Consider the following 19,430-nt stretch of genomic DNA (forward strand, 5'->3'; position numbering starts at 1 on the left):
GGGGATCAGCCGGTCACGATGACGCCGCGGTCGGCGAGGTCGGCGATGGTCGCGTCGTCGTAGCCGTACTCGCGCAGGACGGCCTCGGTGTGCTGGCCCAATGTGCAGCCCACGGTCGCGGTGGTCGCCGAACGCGAGAAACCGACCACCGGGCCCACCCGGGGGTAGTCCTCGAAGATCGGGCTGTGCACCGTGTCCAGATAGCCGTGCTGGGCGCCGAAATCGCCGAGATAGTTCCGGTCGACGGTCCTCGTGTCGGCCTTCACACAACCGACGTCGGCGGCCAGCAGTTCGCGCTCCCAATCCTCGGCCGTGCGGGTCGCGAACACCGCGCTCAGTTCGGCGACCAGCTCGTCCGCGTGCGCGGCGCGCGCCTCGGCGTCGGCGAAGCGGGCGTCCTTCCCGAGGGCGGCGAAGGCGGGCACCCCGACCAGGTCTTCCCAGTCACCCTTTGCCGGTGCCGCGAGGAAAACCCAGTCCTGCGCTGTTTCGTACAGCCGGTAGAGCGGGCCGAAGCCGAACCCGTCCGAGTCCACGGTCGGCGCGGCCGGCCGGTTCGCGTACTCGATCGCGTCCTCACACAGTGCGTGCGTGGTCGAGTTCAGCATCGTAGTGAGCGCGTGCTGACCGGGCACGCCCCGCTTGCGCAGGTACGCACCCAGCGACAGCGCGGTGCCTACCCCCAGGGCCGCGATCCCGTCGGGGTTGGCCGCCGAGCTCATGCTCGCGGCGGTGAGCTGGATCGAGCGGGCCCGTATCACGGCAAGGTCGTCCGTCTCGTCCTTGGGGACCAGCGCGCCCGCGTTGCGCATCGCGGCGCCCGCGCCGGCGGAGATGGTCGGCGCGAACGCCGGGCGGTGCCCGTGCGTGCCGCCGACCCCATAGCCGGGGGCGTCGACGTAGAACAGGTTGGGGTGGCGGGACAGCAGGTCCTCCGCGCCGAGGCCCAACCGCTCGGCGACCCCGGCCCGGAACGAGCACAGCACGAGATCCGCCGTGGCGGCGATCTTCCCGACGATGTCCTTCGCCTCGGGCGCGGAGATGTCCAGCGCGACCGATTCCTTGCCCTGCAGCACTTTCAGCCCGCCCGACTCCGGGAACGCCTGCAGCGTCCGCATCGGGTCGCCACCCGTCGGCTCGATCTTGATGACCCGGGCGCCGAGGTCGGTGAGCACCGTCGCCCCGAAGGGGGCGGCGTAGAACGTGCCGAGCTCGAGGATCGTCGTCCCGGCCAGGGGCAGCTCGCCGCGGCCGGCCTTGTCGTCGCTGATGACGGGCTCCCGATGGACGGCGGCGGCCCTGGCCCGCAGCTCGGCGCCGTGCTCGTCGAGCCGGGGCGCACTGTGTCCCAGGTCGGCCGGGGTGCCGGACAGCTCCACGAGCGCGCCCGGCTGCAGCACCGCGCCCCGTTCCGGGTCCTCGATCGAGACCACATGGCCACCGGCTTGCATCTGCGGGTGGTGCAGCACCTCGCTACCGTGCCGGAAGGTCTCCGCGAACACGTTCGGGTCCTCGTCGAAGACCGCCTCCCACTCGGCGAGGGTCTTCTTGCGGGCCTCGGTCAGCATGATGTCCCAGAACTTCATGCGCTGCTCGGGGGCCTCGAAGTTGGGCAGCGTCTTCCACTCGGGATCGTCGTGCATCCACTCCAGGCCAAGGGCGCGGATGAACGCCTTGAACAGGCGCGGCTGGGTCTGGGAGAACTGCAGCCAGTGCCCGTCCTTGGTCATCGCGACGAGCAGCAGGAACGTGAACGTGTAGTTCGGCACGCCGTCCTCGGACATCGGAGGCTGGGCGTTGAACGCGTCCGGGAACCGCTGGGCGATCATCGTGTTGGCCTGGTTCCAGGGGTCCTGGCCCGACAGCGCCTTGGCGAGGCTCACCTCGACGAGCTGCCCCAGTCCACTGGTCTCCCGCTCGGCGAGGCCGGCGAAGATCCCTTGCAGCAAGGCTTGCGTCGCGCTCCAGGAAGCGTACGGGACCGACACGAAGGTCGGGCCGGGGCGGGCGGAAGCCGACGCGAACGTCGTCGCCATGGCACCGAGCTTGGCCAGCACCATGCCTTCGTACCCCTTGGCGTCGCGCATCGGGCCGGTCCGGCCCCAGCCGGTCACCGAGCCGTAGACCAGCCGCGGGTTGACCACGGACAGCACCGAGTGGTCGAGCCCGAACCGCTCCAGCGTGGCCGGGCGCAGGGTGGTGATGAGCACGTCGGCCTCACCGGCCAGGCCCCAGGCCACCTCCGCGTCGGCCGGCTCGTGCAGATCGAGCACCACGCTTTTCTTGCCACGCGCCAGGAACGGGTACGCCGCTTGCGCGCGCAGCACGCTGCCGCCGGGCGGTTCGACGGCGACGACCTCGGCGCCGAGATCGGCCAGGAACTGCCCGGCCTGGGCGCCGGTGAGGCCGTCGGATATCTCGACGACGCGCAGGTGGTCAAGGGGGCCACTCATCGTTCCAGCTCCTTCGTCGCAGCGGGATGGGGAAAGTCGGGTTGGGAGCCGGGGGCGGGCATGTGGGACTCCGGGGGCTCAGTGCTCGTGCGCGATGAGGCCCCGGATGTTGCGTCCTTCCAGCATGTCCGCGAAGCCCTGGTTGATGTCGTCGAGCGCGTACTTCCGCGTGACCAGGTTGTCGAGTTCGAGCTTGCCCTGGCGGGCCATGCCCAGCAACCTCGGGATGTCGGCCTGCGGGTTGCACGAGCCGTACAGGGTGCCGATGATGCGCTTCTCGAACAGCGTCAGCATCGACCCGGACAGGTCGATCGTGTGTTCCGCGTAGTCGTTCGCGAGACCGACCAGGACGATCGCGCCGCCCTTGCGGGCCAGTTTGAACGCCTCGTTCACCATCTGGCTGTCGACGACGCCCGCCGCGACCACGCAGATGTCGATGCCGACGCCACGGGTGCGCTCCCACAGGTCCGCGTGCGCCTCTTCCGCGGTGGCGTAGACGTAGTCGGCGCCGGACGCCTTGGCGAAGTCCCGCTTCGTCTCCGCCGGGTCGATCACCGCGACCAGCGATGCGCCACCGGCGACGGCGGCGCGGACCGCGTTGGACCCGATCCCGCCCGCGCCGTAGACCGCCACCGTGTCGCCGGAGTGGAGGTTGCCCGCGTTGACGACGGCGCCCCACCCGGTGGCGACACCGCAGCTGACCAGCGATGCCCATTCGAGGGGAACGTCGTTGCCGACCTTGACGAGCGACCGCTCGTCGACCACCGAGTAGTTCGAGAACGTGCCGAGGCCCGCCCCGCCGGGGATGCCGACCCCGTCCAGCCGGTACCGGTAACCGCCGTTGGCCAGTTCGCCGGTCAGGATCTTCGCGCCCAGGTCGCACAGGTTGCCGCGCCCGCTGGCGCACCACCGGCAGACACCGCAGGCGGGGATGAACGACATCGCGACGTGGTCACCGACGGCGACCCGCTTGACGCCCTCCCCCAGCTTTTCGACGACACCCGCGCCCTCGTGCCCACCGACGATCGGCATCGGCGCGGAGCCCCACTTGGTGTGGTTGTCGGAGTGGCAGATCCCGGCGAACTCCATCCGTACCAGCACTTCGCCGGGCTGCGGCTCGTCGACCTCGAGGTCGACCACCTCGTGGTTCTGGTGCTTGCCCCGCAGGATCGCTGCCCTGGCTTTCATACCCTCTCCTTACGCATTGCTGGTTTGTCCGGACAGCGACGGAACCACGGCCGGCCGTTCGAGGCCCAGCGTGTCGCGCAGCGTCGTCCCTTCATATTCGGTGCGGAAGATGCCGCGGTCCTGCAACTCGGGCACCAGCAGATCGCAGACCCGGTCCAATCCCTCCGGCATGTACGGCGGCGTGATGGTGAACCCGTCACAGGCCCGCTGGTCGTACCACTTCTGCATCTCGTCGGCGATGCTGCTCGCCGTGCCCCGCAGTAATTGGTGGCTCGCCGACTTGGTCCGGGTGCGGATCAAGTGGCGCAGGGTCGGCTTCTCCTCGGTGATGATCCGATACATGTTCGGATACCGGCTCGCGTTGAGCATCGTGCTGCGCGCCGCCTCCTCCAGGGTAGGCAGCCGCTCCACCGGAATCGGCTCATCAAGCTCCAGACCCGTCAGATCCGCGCCGATCAACTGGAAAGTGAGATCCGCGAGACCGACCTCCACCGTGATGAGATCGGCCAGCATCTCAGCGATCTCATCGGCTTCCGCTTGCGTCTCACCGACAATCGGGATGAGCCCCGGCAGGATCGACACCGTCTCGGGAGCACGCCCGAACTCGGCGACCCGGCTCTTGAGCTTGGCATAGAAGGCGACCCCGCCCTCGATATTGCTCTGCGAGGCGAAGACCACCTCGGCATTGCGAGCCGCGAAGTTGACGCCGTCCTCCGACTGCCCCGCCTGCACGATGACCGGACGGCCCTGCGGCGAGCGCGGCATCGTCAGCGCGTCCTTCACCGTGAAATGCTTACCTTTGAAGTGCGGATGGTGAATCTTGCTTTCGTCGGCCCACACACCGCGCTCGCGGTCCATCACCACCGCGTCGTCATCCCACGCATCCCACAGCAACTGGGTGACATCCAGGAACTCCTGCGCCTGCGCGTAGCGCTCCGCCTTCGCCGGCATGGTCGCATTGAAATTCTGGGCACCGGAATACGACGTCACCACATTCCAACCGACCCGGCCCTTCGACAAAAAGTCGAGCTGCGCCATCATCCGCGCAGTGTTATACGGCTCCGTGAACGTCGTCGACACGGTCGCGATCAAACCCACGTTGCGGGTCACGGCACTGAGGGCGCCAAGGGTCGTCAGCGGCTCATACGGGCACAAATCCGGATTGACCGGGTCATCATCAAACGAAGCCTTGTCCGAAATAAAGATCGCATCGAACTTCGCCTCCTCCACCCGCCGCGCCGAATACGCCGCCATCTCCAAACCCAGCAAATCCTCAACGCCACTCTCACGCCGCCGCCAACTATGCGTGAAACGACCAACCGGATTGAAGAACAACACCAGGCTCAACTGGCCATCACGGTGGTCCATCGCCCTCCTTGCTCCTGGCCCGGACGGCACGCGCCCAGACCACCCTCCATGGCTCCATCAGAACCGGAGCGCAGCCTTTTGTCTAATGCATCTCGACGCCATTGCTATGCGTCGAACGCATCAACGCGTGCCCGCACCCGGCCGGCCCGGGGCAAGGGCGAATTCCTCCCCGAACCGGCGCACGGTGTCCTCGGCGGCACCGGGATCGTCACCACAGATCACCATGACCACGCGGTCCACGCCACGGGCCTCCAGCGCGGCCACATCGTCCTGGATCCGCGCCGTGTCCCAGCCGCGGCGGGCGTCCAGCATTCCCCAGCGTCCGCTGACCGACACCTCCACGGCGTCCGCGGGACGGCCCTCCTTCTCGGTCAGCTCGCGGAGCTTCTCAATGCGCCGCGCGAGTTCGTCGAAGCCGTCGATCGGCGCGGTCCGCATCGTCTCGGCGAGCCGTCCGGTGGCGAGCACGGCCATCCACCCGCTCCCGTAGCGGGCGGCGCGCTCCAGACCGAATGGGCTGTTGCCGTGGATCAGCAGCGGGGGCCCTGGCCGCTGCACGGGGCTGGGTTGCACCCGGTTCTCCTTGGCCTCGAAGCGCTGGCCCTGGTAGGTGACATCCCCGTCCGACCAGGCGGCGCGCATGACCTCGATCGCCTCGTCGAACGCTTCGCGCCGGGTGCTGAAATCGATGCCCAGCGCACGGAACTCGCCGCGCAGGTAGCCGGTCCCGACGCCGACGGTCAGCCGCCCGCCGCTGAGCGCGTCCAGGCTCGCGGTCTGGTGCGCGGTGAGCATCGGATTGCGGTAGGGCAGCACGAGAACCCAGGTGAGCAACCGGATCGCCGACGTGACCGCCGCACAGAACCCGAGCGCCGAGAACGGGTCCACGCTGCCCTCGCCACCGGAGCGCACCCACTTGCCCGACGGCGCCGGGTGATCGGTGAACCCGAGTGCCCCGTACCCGGACTCCTCGGCGGCGCGCGCGAACCTGGTCATCGCCGCCGGCGAGATGATCGCGGGCGTCCATTTCGGGTCCGCCACCGCATGCTGAACGTCGAACTTCACGTCCACGCCTTCCAGTCAGAAGAACAAGAGATCGGGCTCACCCGGCGGTCTTCGCCCAGGCGGCGGCCAGGTCGTCGACCGACACCACCTTGGCGAGCATCGCGATGGTGTGTTTCAGCATCAGCTCGCCGTACTCGGGGGGCGTGCCCGCGACCGCGTCGCGTGGCACGACCACCCGGAAGCCACCGTGCATCGCTTCGCCGGCGGTCAGCGGCAGCGCCACGTTGAGCGACACCCCGGCCAGCACCAGGGTGCGGATCTCCCGCCCGCGCAGCACCGGCAGCAGCTCCGTCCCCCACGCCGGGTTGAACCCGTGATGCCGGGGCAGCACGAGATCCCCGGGGTCGGCCAGCTCCGGCAGGACCTGGGTGGCGCGGTGTCCCGGCCCCCACGCCGACGAATGCGGCCGGGTCACCCGCGACAGCGGCGCCGTCCCGTGATCGGTGGCGCCCAGGGTGCCCTCGAACGTCGCGTGCACGACCAGCACGCCCGCCTCGCGGGCCGCTTTCAGCAGCCTGCCGAGGCCCGCGACGAGGCCGTGCGCGTCACCGGCCAGCGCGGGCAGGATCGAGTCCGCGCCGATCACCCCGTTCTGGCACTCGATGCAGACCACGGCCGTGGTCTGCGGTTCGACCAGTTCTGGCAACGGAACCTTCGTTGACGCCATTGTCGTGTCGCATCCTTCCTGAGACGGTCCCGAGGTGTCGGGATCACTTGCCGCCGGCGACTGCCCAGACCTGGCCGGTGACGAACGAGGCGGCGTCGGACAGCAGGAAACCGACGGTGGCGGCGATGTCCTCGGGCTCGCCTATCCTGCCGATCGGGATGCCGCTGAGCAGCTGCCGCACGGTGGCCTCGTCCACGGTGTCCATCCGCGGGGTGCGGATGAATCCCGGGGACACCGCGTTGACCCTGATCTTCTCCTTGGCGAAGGCCAGTGCGGCACTCGCGGTGAGCGAGTTGAGCGCGGCCTTCGAGGCGCCGTAGGCGATCATCTCGGGCTCGGCGTGGGAACCGGCCTGCGACGAGATGTTGACGATCGCTCCGCCACCCGCCGCGACCATGTCCTCGTGCACCAGCCACATCAGCTGGAACACCGCGTCCACATTGGTCCGGAAGATCGACCGCCAGCTGCGCGGCGTGATGTCCGCCGGGCGCTGGCGCTTGGTGTAGGCCGCGTTGTTGACCAGCAGCGTGATCGGACCCAGCTCGGCCCGGATCCGTTCCACGGTCGCGATGTTCGCGGCCTCGTCACCGACGTCGGTCTGCACCAGCAGTGCCCGCCGGCCCAGCTTCTGTACGAGGGCGGCGGTTTCCTCGGCGGCGGGGGTGTCGCTGCGGTAGCTGATGGCGACATCCGCTCCACGCCGGGCGAGTTCGAGCGAGATGGCCCGCCCGATCCCCTTGCCACCGCCGGTGACCAGCGCCGTGCGCCCCGCGAACTCTTCGGCCGCTTCGTGCTCGCTCACTGTGCCTCCAGTCCCGCGTCGGCGGCGAACCGCTCGATCGCCTCGATCGCCTGCCTGCTGCGGGCCCACGGCGTCACCACGAGCCGGTCGACCCCGGCCGCGGCATAGGACTCCACGAGCTCACGGTCGTAACCCTTGCCCCACCCCATGATCGCGGTGACCTCGAACGGCAGATCGGCGCGACCGTACTCGGCCCGCAACGGCTGCACCTTGGCCAGGATCGACCGGATCTCGTCGGGCGACTCCAGGCTGCCGTACCACCCGTCACCGTCGCGGGCGACGCGGCGCAGCGCCGCCGGGGCCCGGCCGCCGATCAGGAACGGCGGCCGGGGCTTCTGGACCGGCTTGGGCTCGAAGCCGACTTCGGGCATCGAGTAGAACTCGCCCGCGAAACTCGGGGTCTCCTCACGGAACAGCTTGTCGAGGAGCGTGATCATCTCATCGGTTCGCTTGCCGCGATTGGTGAATTCCTGCCCGGTCGCGTCGAACTCCTCGCGCATCCAGCCCACGCCGATGCCCAGTGACAACCGGCCGCCGGAGAGCACGTCGGCCGTGGTGATCGCGCGGGCCAGGGTGGCCGGGTCGTGCAGCGGCATCACCAGCACCCCGGTACCCAGCCGCACCCGGCTGGTGATCCCGGCGAGGAAGGTCAGCGTGGCCAGCGGATCCAGGAACCGGGAGTTCCAGGCGAACGGTGGCTTGCCCGTCCGGCCCGGATAGCTGTGCTGCAGCACGGTCGGCGTGACGACGTGCTCGCCGCTCCACAGCGACTCGAAGCCGAGCTCCTCGGCGCGGACCGCGACCTTGCTCAACTGTCCGGGATGGACGGGGACGATGTTCAAGCCGAACTGCACGAGCGGCTCCTCCGTGACGTGGGCTCTGGCACGAGTGACTCAGCCCGTGAACGATTTCCGGCCGGCGGCTGCGGCGACGGCGCGGAACGCGTCGAGGTTCTCCACATGGCGGTCGTGGGTCATCTGGTGGCCGTAGCGGAAGATGACGCCGGTGAGCCCGCAGTCGAGCCACGGCGCCACCCGGTTCTGGATGCGCCGCACCGGCCCGACCAGCCAGCCGTCGTCGATGTATTCGTCGGGCACCGCGTCGAGGGCGCGCTGCCAGTACGGCTCGTCCAACATCGGGCGGCCCTCCAGGTGCCGGCCCCGGGGATTGTCGGCCGCGCCCGCCTCGGTCGCCTCGGCGATGATCGCGCCCAGGGTGGCGGACAGATCCGGATAGCCGCGGGCCGCCATGAACTGGTGCTGCAGCTGCGACCAGGTCACGACGTATTCCTTGAACGGCCGCATGGCCTCGCGGACATCGTCGTGCACACTCATGTCGACGTGGCCCCAGATGTCGAAGGTCTTCAGGCTCCTGCCGTCGCCCGCCTTGTCGAAACCCTTCTGCAGCAACGGTTCCATCAGCGGCATGATCCCCGGCGCCCAGCCGGCCGGCATCCAGCCGTCGCCGATCTCGGCGGCGAGGCTCGTCATCTGCGGGCCGGCGGCGCCGACCACGATCGGGATCTCGCCCAGCGGTACGAGCCCGATCGAGGAGGACTCCGCGCCCCGCGCGTCGGGACCCTGGTACGGCGCCGACCATTCCTTGCCCTGGTGGCTGGCCTTCTCGCCGGCGAAAAGCTGCCGCATGATCGTCACGAAGTCGCGCATCCGGGCCACCGGCCGCCCCCATGGCTTGCCCTGCAACCCTTCCGCGGTGGGCACCGAGCCGGTGCCGAGGCCCGCGATGACCCGGCCGCCGCCGGTCATGTGGTTGAGCGTCTGATACGCCATCGCCGCCACCGCGGGCGCGCGCCCGGTGACCTCCGTGACCCGGGTCCCGATCTTCAGGCGGCTCGTCAGCGCCGCGATGTAGCCCAGGTTGACCAGTTCCTCGCAGCCGTAGCCGCCCGCGGTGAAGACCGCGTCGAACCCCAGCTCCTCGGACAGCTTGATTCGCTCCATCGGGATTTCCAGACGATGGTCCTGCCAGCGGACCTCCGTGGCGATCTCGACCATGACACCTCCAGGAATTGCCGGTCGTAGCCGGCGCGGGTGAGCCCATGCGGCCCTGGCAGCTCAGCGAAAATGCCGTTTTCCCTCGTGAGGAGTCTCACCTCGGGATCGTGGCGCTGTCAAGCTTTCAGGAGCCTCAATTTCGGGTATGCGCTGCGTCGCCTGCCAGATTGGCGGCTCCAAAGGATACGGAATTCAGACGCGCCGGAAGACCGCGTTGGCCACGCTGATCACCCGGTCGTCCTTGCCCTCGTCGCGCAGGGTGAGCTGGGTGGCGATGCGCTCGGTGCCGCCGCCGACGATCTCGGCCGCCGCCCGGAACGGGCCGGCCGTGCCGGGCCGGATCATCATCACCGTCCAGCTCTCCACCTGGACGGACTCCGTGCCCGCGTGGCCGGCGACCAGCTCCATCGCGGCCGCCTCGAGCACCACGTTGATCGGCCCCAGATGCAGCGCGGCATGCGGCGAGGCCAGCTCCCGCTTCATCACCGGAAGCCGCCACACCCCGTCCTCGCCCCGTTCCGCGCCGAACGCGACCGGCAGCGGGGGAAGCACCCGGCCCGAAACGTCGATCGGCGGGTTGCTCACCTTCTCGTACCCCTCGGGCACGTCACCGAGGCTGACCCCCGTGCCGCACGACACCGCGACGACGCGCCCGTGGTCGGCGGCGTCGACGATCTTCGACCGGCTGAACCCCATCGTGCGGCCCAGATGCACCACCTCGCGCAGCACGTCGACCTGCTTGACGTCGCGGGCACTGTCGAGGATCTCGTAGCTCATCACCACGGGAGCCGGGATGACCTGGTCGTCCCGCCAGTAGGGCTCCGGCGCGGCGATACACAACGGCGCGGCCATGACCCCGCCCGAAGAATTGCGCATGTCGGTGCGCAGCGGCATCGTCTCCCGCTCCACACCCGCGTCGAGACCGGGGCTCTGCTTCCCCAGATACCGATAGGTCAGCAGCGCCGTCCACGCCTTCTCGAACTGTTCCCAATGGTCCTCAGGCGAAACCGTGCGAATGTCGTCGACCACGTTGTCACTCCTTTCAAAGCCGGTCAGCTGCCGGGCCAGGCGGGCGGGCGCTTCTCGAAGAAGGCGGCCACGCCTTCCTTCATGTCGTCGGAGGCCACGATGACCTCCACCGCGGCCGCGGTGGCCGCCCAGCCCCGTGTCTCGTCGTCGGCGATCAGGTCCTGCTGTCGCGTCAGGATCTGCTCGACGGAGGTCGGCGCGGACCGGCAGATCCGCTCGGCGAGCTCGACCGCCTTGTCGACCGCCTGCCCCGGCTCGACCAGTTCGTTGACCAGTCCCAGCTCGAAAGCCCGCTGTGGCAACAGATTCTCGCCGGTGAGCATCAGCTGGTTCGCGATCATCGGCGGCAGGCCCCGGGGTGCCCGGAACAGGCCGCCCGAGGTCGGCATGACTCCCCGCAACGCTTCCGGTAGCCCGAACCGCGCGGTGCTCGACGCCACGACGAGGTCGCAGGCGAGGACGATCTCGAAGCCGCCACCGAGCGCGGCGCCTTCCACGGCGGCGATGAGCGGTTTGCGCCGCCGCCGGCGGATCACCCCGTACTCGCCGCCTCGCTCGGTGCGGGCGCCGGGCTCCTTCAGGTCGGTGCCCGCGGAGAAGATGCTGTCCGTGCCGGTGATGATGCCGACCCGGAGCGCCGGATCGTCGTCGAGCGCGTTCAGCGCGGCGTCGATGCCCAGCGTGGTCTCCCGATCGATCGCGTTGCGCTTGTGCTCCCGCTGGATGCGCAGGATGACGACGGGGCCGCGCCGTTCGGTGACGAGTGTGGGCACCGCGCTGTCCTTTCTGTCAGGGCTCCCGGGCGTTCAGGAGGTGGCCAGGTATTCGCGCCGCAGCCGGTCGACGAGCTCCGCCACGGCCGGGATGTCGTCGATCAGCCCGACGCCGTGGCCGCCGCTCCACACGTCCCGCCAGCCCTTGATGTCTTCCGGAATGGCCGGCTGGAACAGCGCTTTCGGCGCCGGCAGCGCCGCGGGATCCAGGCCCGCGCCCGCGATCGAGCCGCGCAGGAAGTTGGCCAGCAGACCGGTGATCGCGTCGGTGGCGATGACGTCCGTGGTGCCCTGGGACACCAGCAGCTCCTTGTACGCCGCCGGCACACCGCATTCCTGGGTGGCGATGAACCGGGTGCCCATGTAGGCGTAGTCGGCCCCCAGCGCCTGCGCGGCCCGGATGCCCCGGCCGTCGCTGACGGCGCCGGCCAAAGCCAGTGGCCCGTCGAAGAACCGGCGGATCTGCGGCACCAGCGCGAACGGGTTGGCGGTGCCGGTGTGCCCGCCCGCTCCCCCGCACAGGGCGATGAGGCCGTCGGCGCCGGCGTCGACGGCCTTGCGAGCCAGTTCCACCGACGGGACGTCGTGGATGAGCACCCCGCCGTAGCCGTGCACGGTTTCCGCGATCGCGCGGGGACTGCCGTTCATGGAGATCACGAGCGGCACCTCGTGCTTGCGGATGACCTCCAGGTCGTGGTCGTAGCGCTCTTCCAGCGGCGCCCGGCGGACCGCGACGTTGACGGCGAACGGCGCGACCGTGCGTTGCGGATCGGCCCGGCGCGCCTCGTCCAGCCGCGCGGTGATCTCGTCCATCCACCGCTCGAAATCCCCGGCCGTCCGCGCGTTCAGATGATTGAACGTCCCGACGACACCCGCCGTGCAGGCGGCGACGACGAGATCGGGATCCGAGACGAGGAACATCGGAGCGCAGAAGACAGGCACCCGGAGGTCGTTCAACAGGGGCAACGCGGCCATCTGTGGGGTCCGTTCTCGCCCTCAGGCGTGCTGGGTGTCCTTCTCGCTCACCATCGCGACGAGGTCGCGGCGCAGGATCTTCCCGGTGGCGGTGGTGGGCAGCTCGGCCAGGAACACGATCTCGTCGGGGGTCTTCGACCCGCGCAACCGCGCCCGCGCGAACTCGCGCAGCTCGTCCGCGGTCGTCGGATGGCCCTCGCGCAGCACCACGAACGCGGCGATGCGCTGCCCCCATTCGAGGTCCGGGACTCCCGCGACCGCGCATTCGAGCACCGACTCGTGGTCGCTGAGCGCCTCCTCGATCTCGGCGGGCGCGATGTTCTCGCCGCCGCGGATGATCGTGTCGTCGGCGCGGCCCCGCACGAACAGGAAGCCCGCCTCGTCGAGATAACCGCGATCGCGCGTGGAGAACCAGCCTTCGGCGTCGACGAGGCTGCCCGCCTCCAGGTACTCGCCCGCGACCTGCGGCCCGCGCACGACGATGTCCCCGACCTCACCGGGCGCCGCGGGGCGGCCGTCCAGGTCGCGCACCTCGATTTCCACCGACGGCAGCGCGCGGCCGACCGAACCGAGCCGGGCGCGCACCGCCGGGTCGTCGCTGGCGTGCGCCTCACGGTGGTCGTCGGGGCCGAGCACCGCGATCGAGGACGCTGTCTCGGTGAGACCGTAGGCGTTGACGAATCCGGTGTCAGGAAAGAACTCCAGGGCGTCCGCCAGCACCTCGGCGGCGATCTTCGCGCCACCGTAGGACAGCGACCGCAGGGTCGTGGGCGCCGCCCGCCCGCGGTCGCGGAGCTCGGCGACGATGCGCACGAGCATGGTCGGCACGACCATCGCGTGCGTGATCCGCTGCTCCTCCACCGTGTCCAGCCAGCCGGCGGCCGTGAACTGGTCGAGGTAGACCACCCGGCGCCCGGAGTAGAGGTTGGACAGCGCGTTCGCCACCGCGGCGACGTGGTACGGCGGCACGCAGACGAGCGTCGCGTCCGTCTCGGGCACCGACGCGTACTCGACCGTGCCGAAGATGTAGGACGCGAGATGCCGGTGCCGCAGCACGGCGCTCTTGGGCGCGGCGGTGGTACCGCTGGTCATCAGCAGCACCGCGACGGCGTCGGGGTCGAGGTCGTCGGTGGCCGGCGTCTCGGCCGCGGGCAGCGCCAGGAACTCGCTCGTGCTGATCGTGGCCAGCCCCGGCGCCCGCTCCGGGCTGTCCGTGACGACCAGCGGATTCTCCTGCCGGCCCAGGATGTCGGCGAGCTGTTCGGCGCTCAGCCGGTAGTTCACCGGCAGGAACGGCACCCCGGCCAGCGTCGCGGCGAACATCGCCACCGGGAAGGCGGGCCCGTTGCCGCCGAGGAAGACCAGGCGGTCCGCACCGGCCGAAGTGAGCCGGGCGGCGCCCGCGCTCGCCTTCTCCCGGATCGCCGCTCCGGTCAGGCCCTCGGTCCGGTCGCCGAGGACGACCCGGTCCGCCATCCCGTCCGCGACCATGTCGAGGATCATCGCCAGGTTCATCGGCCTCTCCCGCGCACCATTTTTGACACTCTAATCAGTAATACATATGTACTGTATCCCGAACGGGAGCCCTTCGGGAGCTTCGGAATCGGTCAGCCGGCGAGCCGGAAGCGGGGCACGGTGACCTCGTCGTCGACGTGGTCCCAGGCGAGCTCGACGCGTGAGCCGATGCGCACGGCGTCCACATCGGACTCGACGATGTTCGCGATCATGCGGACACCGGGTGCGTCGTCGAACTCCAGTACCGCGATCACGTACGGCACGCTGTCGGCCAGCGACGGGACGACGGCGTGCCGCACGACCGTGTACGTGTACACGGTGCCTGCGCCGGAGATCTCGACCTGCTCGACCTCCTGATGGCGGCAGGAGTGACAGAACGGGCCGGGCGGGAAACGGAACGTGCCACAGTTGACGCACTTCGGGATGGTGAGCCGCTGCTCACGGTTGGCGAGCCAGAACGGCTCCGTCCACGCGTCGGGGTGGACGTCGGCGAACTCGGCGGGCAGGGCGCCTGCGGGTCGGGTCATGGTGTCACTTCCTGAGGATGATCGCGCTGACCGGGGTGGGTGCGGGGCCGCCGCTGACCAGGGCGACTTCGGCGTTCTCGACCTGGTTCACGGCCTCACCGCGCAGTTGCTCGACCGCTTCCTTCACGTGCGTCATACCGATGATGTACGCCTCGGAGAGGTTGCCGCCGTGGGTGTTGACCGGGATCGACCCCGTCTTCCACCGGATCGCGCCGCTCTCCACGAACGGCCCGCCCTCCCCGACCTCGCAGAACCCGTAGTCCTCGAGCTGCATCACCACCATCGGGGTGAAGTGGTCGTAGAGCAGCGCCACGTCGATGTCGGCCGCGGTGACCCCGGCGCGCGCGTAGACGTCCCTGGCCACCGTCCGGTGCCCGGAGGAGGCGAAGTACTCGTCGGGCATGCCCATCCACATGATGGCCTGACCCCAGCGGCCCGCGGACCCGTTCGCGGCGCCGGACACGTAGACCGGCGGCTTGCGCAGGTCCCGCGCGCGCTCGGCCGTGGTCGTGATGACCGCGACCGCGCCGTCGTTCTCCTGCGTGTAGTCGAACAGGCACAGCGGATCCGAGATCATCCGCGCGCTCATGTAGTCGTCCAGCGTGATGCGGTCGCGGAACCGCGCGGTCGGCCGGTTGACCGCGTTCTCGCGTTCGCTGATCGCGACCTCGGCGAACGCCTCACGGCGCGTGCCGTAGAGGTGCATGTGCCGCTGGGCCAGCATCGAGAACATCTGCCCGGGCGCGAACAGGCCGTGGGGCGTGACGAAGTCCATCTCGGGGGTGACCGGGCGGGAGTAGGTGCCGCCGCCCTTGCTCGCGAACGCGGCGCCGAACCGGGCCCCGGTCACCTGCTGCAACGTCATCAGCGAAACGACCACGTTGGCGTGGCCGGAGGTGATGGCCGCCGCCGCGAGCCCGACGCTGCCGGCCGCGCCGCCGCCACCACCGGTGAGCGTCGCGGTGAACCGGACCTCCGGGATCCCCAGCGTCTGCGCGATCAGGCCGGTGTCGAAACCGCCCGAGTAGTAGGCGAACCCGTCGACGTCCTCGACCGACAGCCCGGCATCCTCACACGCGGCGAGGATGACCTTGCACGCCATCTCGATCTTCGTCTGAGGCAGGGACGCCCCACGCTTGTAGTACGGCGTCGACCCGACGCCGACCACCGCAGTCTCATCCTTCGGGAACATACGTCAACGAACTCCCGTCACCATCCAGCGTCGGCAAGGCCTCCGACAGTGGTATCAGCCATATCGTGTCATGTAAAGCATTAATCTAACTGATTAACCCACGCAGCGGCAGCCGGGCCGAAGGTACGGCGGCAGCTCATCACCGCGCGCCGCGGCACGCGTGGCGGATCGAACCACCGGCGACGACGGGCCCGCGCTGACGGCCGTCACCACGGCGATGTGCCTCGGCGCCGAGAGCAGGGGCGACGAAGCGGCGTGCTGCCGGCGAGACCAGATGGTCCCGTTGCGGACGCGCGTGCACCGGCACAAGACGATCGTCGACATGATGACCGGCGGCCCTGGAGCGCCGCCGCGTGAGCGTCCGCCGGTCACACCGCCGCCACGGCGAGCCCGATCAGCTCGCCCAGTCGCGTCCGGTGGTGGCCCGCGGTGCCGAAGTACTGCGCGGCGGCCGTGATGCGGCGCAGGTAGAGGTGCACGGGATGCTCCCAGGTGAAGCCGATCCCGCCGAAGACCTGGGCGGCCATCTCGGCGGCGTCGACGCATTTCTCGCTCGTGTAGGCCTTCGCCAGGCTCGCCGCCTCGACGCTCCCGTCCCCGGTCGCGATGGCGCGGGCCGCGTGCCGCGCCACGGCCGTCGCGGATTCCGCGATCGCGAAGATGTCCGCGCACAGGTGCTTGACGGCCTGGAACGAGCCGATGGGCCGGCCGAACTGCTCGCGGACACCCGCGTACTCGACGGCGAGTTCGAGCACCCGTTGCGTCGCGCCGGCGGCTTCGGCCGCCATCGCGGCCGCGCCGGCCGCCAGCACGGTCTGCTCGCCGTCGGTGAAATCCCCGCCGATCCGCCGCGCCGGTGTGCCCGCGAACTCCACGCGCGCCGCTTCCCGCGTCAGGTCCAACGTCTGCAGTGGCACCACCTCGACCCCGTCCGCACCCGCCTCGGCGGCGAACAACCCGAGGCCCTCGCCGGCCGGCGCGACCACCAGCAGCGTGCCCGCGCACCCGCCGTCGAGCACCGTCCGGACCCGGCCGCGCAGTTCCCATCCGCCGTCCGACGGCGTGGCGACAACAGTCGACTCGTCCGGTTCACCGGTGAGTCCGCGCGCGAACACCACCGCCGCCACCGTTTCGCCGGTCGCGATCCCGCCGAGCAGCTCCCGCGCAAGCGGGTCCTCGCCCGCGGCGAGCAGTGCCGTCGCCGCGAGCACCGCGCTGGAGACGAACGGGCCGGGCAGCAGTGCCCGGCCCAGCTCCTCCAGCACCACGCTCATCTCGCTGAACGTCGTGCCCTGGCCGCCGAGGGACTCCGGCACCAGCAAACCCTGCAACCCCAGCTGTCCGGCCATCTGCCGCCACACCTCGGGGTCGACGCTGATCCCGGACTCGATCACCTCGCGGACGGAGGCCTCGGGCGAGCGGCGTTCGAGGAAGGCGCGCACCGTGTCGCGCAGCTCGTTGGCCTCGGGCGACAGATCGTGCTCCATGGCGTTCTCCCAGAAGTCCGGCTCAGGCGGGCAGCCCGAGCACCCGCTGCGCGAGGATGTTCTTCATGATCTCGGTGGTGCCGCCCGCGATCGTCGACGACCGAGACCGCAGGTACGCCTGCGCGGCACCGGGGTCGTCCCCGGCGACGGCGCCCGCGCCGCCCAGCGCGAGCCGGGTGCGGGCGAGCCGCTGGCTCAGCCGGCTCCACTCCAGCTTGATGATCGACTGCTCCGCGCCCGGCTGCCCAGTCGCCTTGATCGAAGCCAGCGAACGCTCCCCCAGCACGCCGATGATCCGCCCCTCGACGTAACGCCGCACCAGCTCGTCGCGCAGCAACGGGTCCAGGCCGGAGTCGGCGGCACGCGCCGCGGAGACCAGCTGCTCGACCTGGCGCTGGATGATCGCGGCCTGCGTCACCACGCCGCTGCGCTCGTGGCCGAGGGTGGTCATGGTGACCTGCCAGCCCTTATGCAGCGGGCCGAGCAGGTTCCGCAGGGGCACGCGCACGTCGGTGAAGAAGACCTCGGCGAACTCGGCCTCGCCGGTGATCTGGCGGATCGGCCTGCGCTCGATGCCCGGCGTGTCCAGCGGCACGAGCAGCGCGGAGATCCCGCGGTGCTTCGGCGCTTCCGGGTCGGTGCGCACGAGCAGCTGCATGAAATGCGCCCGCATCCCGTCAGAGGTCCAGATCTTCTGGCCGTTCACGACCAGCTCGTCGCCTTCGACCACCGCCCGGGTCCGTAGTCCCGCGAGGTCCGAGCCGGCGCCGGGCTCGCTGAAGCCCTGGCACCACAGTTCGCTGCCGTCGAGGATCCGCGGCAGGTGCTCGCGCTGCTCCGGGGTGCCCCACTGCGCGATCGTCGGGCCGACGTTCGCGACCCCGAAGATGCCGGCGGTGGCGGGCGCCCCCGACTCGGTCAGGAGCGCCGAGCAGGCGAGCGCGGTGACGACGTCGAGCCCGCGGCCGCCGTGTTCCTCGGCCCACTGCGGCGCGACCCACCGGCCGGCCTGCATCGTGCGCTGCCACGCGAGCCTGCCCTCGAACGGGGGCTGGTCACCCCAGCGCTCGCGGAACGGGGGCAGCTGCTCGTCGAGGAAAGCGCGCAGCTCGTCGATCACACTCAAGATGGCATCCCTCCGGCGCGCTCAGCCGCGCGCCCGTTTGACCTGACCGAAGGGGATGTCCCGGTCCGCGGCGAACTCCCGCGGCATCCCGAGCACCCGCTCGCTGATGATGTTGCGGGACATCTCCGTGCTGCCGCCGCCGAGACTCGCGCCCTGGCGCATCAGGTAGTTCACGCCGACCACCGCGCCGCCGGTTCCCGTGGTGGCCAGCGCTCCGGCGATCTGCACCGCGATGTCGTTGCGTTCCCAGTCGGCTTCGGCGTGCAGCAGCCGCATGAACGACGCCGCCGGCGGCGGCAGCTGCCCGCCCTGGATGCCGCGGGACACCCGTTCGACGAGCTGCTCCTGGACCTTCTGCGTGGTCAGGTAGGCGCCGATCCGCTCGCGGACCGCCGGGTCGCCGGCCCGGCCGGTCACCCGCGCGATCTCCAGGGGATCCGAAGCGGGGGTCGACGCGATGCGGTCGCCTCGGCCGCTCACGTACGGCGACCCGCCGCCGACGGCCGTGCGCTCGTGGAAGAGCTGGCGGGAGGCGACGCGCCAGCCGTCGTTCACCTCGCCCACGACGGCCGACGCGGGCAGCACCACGTCGTCGAAGAACTCCTCGCAGAACTCCGTGGAACCGTTGACCTGGCGGATCCGGTTCATCGTGACCCCGGGCGCCTTGGTGGGCATCAGGAACATCGTGAGCCCGCGGTGTTTCGGCGCGTCCCAGTCGGTGCGGGCCAGGCACAGCGCCCAGTCGGCCGCGTACGCCGAAGTGCTCCACGTCTTGGCCCCGTTGAGGACCCACGTGTCGCCGTCGCGGTCGGCGCGGGTGATGAGCCCGGCGAGGTCCGAGCCACCGCTGGGCTCGGAAAGGAACTGGCAGAGGATCTCCTCGCCGCGGATGGCGGCCCCGATCCGGCTGGTCTTCTGCTCCTCGGTCCCCATGTCCAGGATGGTGGGCGCGCAGATGCTGAACGTCGGCACGTTGAGCAGCAACGGCATCTGGTAGGGCAGAGACTCCTCGGTGAACGCCTCCTGGTGCGCGGGAGTGAGACCGAGACCGCCGTACGCCACCGGAAAGCAGATGCCGGCGAAGCCACCGGAGTGCAACTTCTGTTGCAGCTCACGGGCTTTCGTCCATTCCTCGTCGTCGTCACCGGGCGGCCGGGCCGCGGCGTCCGGGTCGATCCGCGGCATGTTCTCCGCCAGCCAGGCCCTGGCCCGCAGGCGGAACGACGCGACGTCTTCCATCGTGCTCAT

Annotated in this window: 17 protein-coding genes; all 17 read right to left on the reverse strand. The window is 70.1% G+C overall.

All coding sequences use genetic code 11. The annotated features are described in order from the left end of the window. Positions 1 to 5 precede the first annotated feature (5 nt). Positions 6 to 2,453 carry a CoA transferase gene (locus LOZ83_RS17885; protein ID WP_236791911.1) on the reverse strand — a complete coding sequence of 816 codons (2,448 nt, stop codon included), beginning with the start codon at positions 2,451 to 2,453 and terminating at the stop codon, positions 6 to 8. A gap of 78 nt (positions 2,454 to 2,531) precedes the next feature. Beyond that, complete coding sequence (locus LOZ83_RS17890; protein ID WP_236791912.1) at positions 2,532 to 3,641, reverse strand: NDMA-dependent alcohol dehydrogenase; 1,110 nt, start codon at positions 3,639 to 3,641, stop codon at positions 2,532 to 2,534. Positions 3,642 to 3,650: 9 nt separating this feature from the next. After that, on the reverse strand, positions 3,651 to 5,009 hold the full coding sequence (locus LOZ83_RS17895) for an NtaA/DmoA family FMN-dependent monooxygenase (RefSeq protein WP_236791913.1): 1,359 nt from the start codon (positions 5,007 to 5,009) through the stop codon (positions 3,651 to 3,653). A gap of 120 nt (positions 5,010 to 5,129) precedes the next feature. Next, positions 5,130 to 6,074 carry an LLM class F420-dependent oxidoreductase gene (locus LOZ83_RS17900; protein WP_236791914.1) on the reverse strand — a complete coding sequence of 315 codons (945 nt, stop codon included), beginning with the start codon at positions 6,072 to 6,074 and terminating at the stop codon, positions 5,130 to 5,132. A 37-nt stretch (positions 6,075 to 6,111) separates the two neighbouring features. Further along, positions 6,112 to 6,741 (reverse strand): cysteine hydrolase, encoded by a 630-nt coding sequence (locus LOZ83_RS17905; RefSeq protein ID WP_236791915.1) that lies wholly within the window; start codon positions 6,739 to 6,741, stop codon positions 6,112 to 6,114. 43 nt (positions 6,742 to 6,784) lie between these two features. Next, entirely contained in the window at positions 6,785 to 7,543 is a 759-nt protein-coding gene (locus tag LOZ83_RS17910) for an SDR family NAD(P)-dependent oxidoreductase (RefSeq protein ID WP_236791916.1), read from the reverse strand. Further along, a complete protein-coding gene (locus tag LOZ83_RS17915) occupies positions 7,540 to 8,397 on the reverse strand; it encodes an LLM class F420-dependent oxidoreductase (protein WP_236791917.1) in 858 nt (285 codons plus the stop codon). Before LOZ83_RS17915 ends, LOZ83_RS17910 begins: the two co-directional genes overlap by 4 nt. A 39-nt stretch (positions 8,398 to 8,436) precedes the next feature. Beyond that, positions 8,437 to 9,558 (reverse strand): LLM class flavin-dependent oxidoreductase, encoded by a 1,122-nt coding sequence (locus LOZ83_RS17920; protein ID WP_236791918.1) that lies wholly within the window; start codon positions 9,556 to 9,558, stop codon positions 8,437 to 8,439. A 192-nt stretch (positions 9,559 to 9,750) separates the two neighbouring features. Beyond that, positions 9,751 to 10,587, reverse strand: coding sequence for a hypothetical protein (locus LOZ83_RS17925; RefSeq protein ID WP_236791919.1), 837 nt, complete (start codon positions 10,585 to 10,587; stop codon positions 9,751 to 9,753). Positions 10,588 to 10,610: 23 nt separating this feature from the next. Continuing rightward, positions 10,611 to 11,360, reverse strand: a complete 750-nt coding sequence (locus LOZ83_RS17930; protein ID WP_236791920.1) for an enoyl-CoA hydratase-related protein — start codon at positions 11,358 to 11,360, stop codon at positions 10,611 to 10,613. 33 nt (positions 11,361 to 11,393) lie between these two features. Further along, positions 11,394 to 12,335: a nitronate monooxygenase family protein gene (locus LOZ83_RS17935; protein ID WP_236791921.1), complete on the reverse strand. Its 942-nt coding sequence runs from the start codon at positions 12,333 to 12,335 to the stop codon at positions 11,394 to 11,396. Between the two features lie 21 nt (positions 12,336 to 12,356). After that, positions 12,357 to 13,850, reverse strand: a complete 1,494-nt coding sequence (locus tag LOZ83_RS17940) for a class I adenylate-forming enzyme family protein (RefSeq protein WP_236791922.1) — start codon at positions 13,848 to 13,850, stop codon at positions 12,357 to 12,359. A 92-nt stretch (positions 13,851 to 13,942) separates the two neighbouring features. Beyond that, positions 13,943 to 14,377: a Zn-ribbon domain-containing OB-fold protein gene (locus tag LOZ83_RS17945; protein ID WP_236791923.1), complete on the reverse strand. Its 435-nt coding sequence runs from the start codon at positions 14,375 to 14,377 to the stop codon at positions 13,943 to 13,945. Positions 14,378 to 14,381: 4 nt separating this feature from the next. Beyond that, complete coding sequence (locus tag LOZ83_RS17950; RefSeq protein WP_236791924.1) at positions 14,382 to 15,569, reverse strand: lipid-transfer protein; 1,188 nt, start codon at positions 15,567 to 15,569, stop codon at positions 14,382 to 14,384. A 368-nt stretch (positions 15,570 to 15,937) separates the two neighbouring features. Then, positions 15,938 to 17,056: an acyl-CoA dehydrogenase family protein gene (locus tag LOZ83_RS17955; RefSeq protein ID WP_236791925.1), complete on the reverse strand. Its 1,119-nt coding sequence runs from the start codon at positions 17,054 to 17,056 to the stop codon at positions 15,938 to 15,940. 22 nt (positions 17,057 to 17,078) lie between these two features. After that, a complete protein-coding gene (locus tag LOZ83_RS17960; protein ID WP_236792115.1) occupies positions 17,079 to 18,176 on the reverse strand; it encodes an acyl-CoA dehydrogenase family protein in 1,098 nt (365 codons plus the stop codon). Positions 18,177 to 18,203: 27 nt separating this feature from the next. Then, positions 18,204 to 19,430 (reverse strand): acyl-CoA dehydrogenase family protein, encoded by a 1,227-nt coding sequence (locus tag LOZ83_RS17965; protein ID WP_236791926.1) that lies wholly within the window; start codon positions 19,428 to 19,430, stop codon positions 18,204 to 18,206.

Source organism: Amycolatopsis sp. GM8 (assembly GCF_021653975.1).
Lineage (GTDB): Bacteria > Actinomycetota > Actinomycetes > Mycobacteriales > Pseudonocardiaceae > Amycolatopsis_E.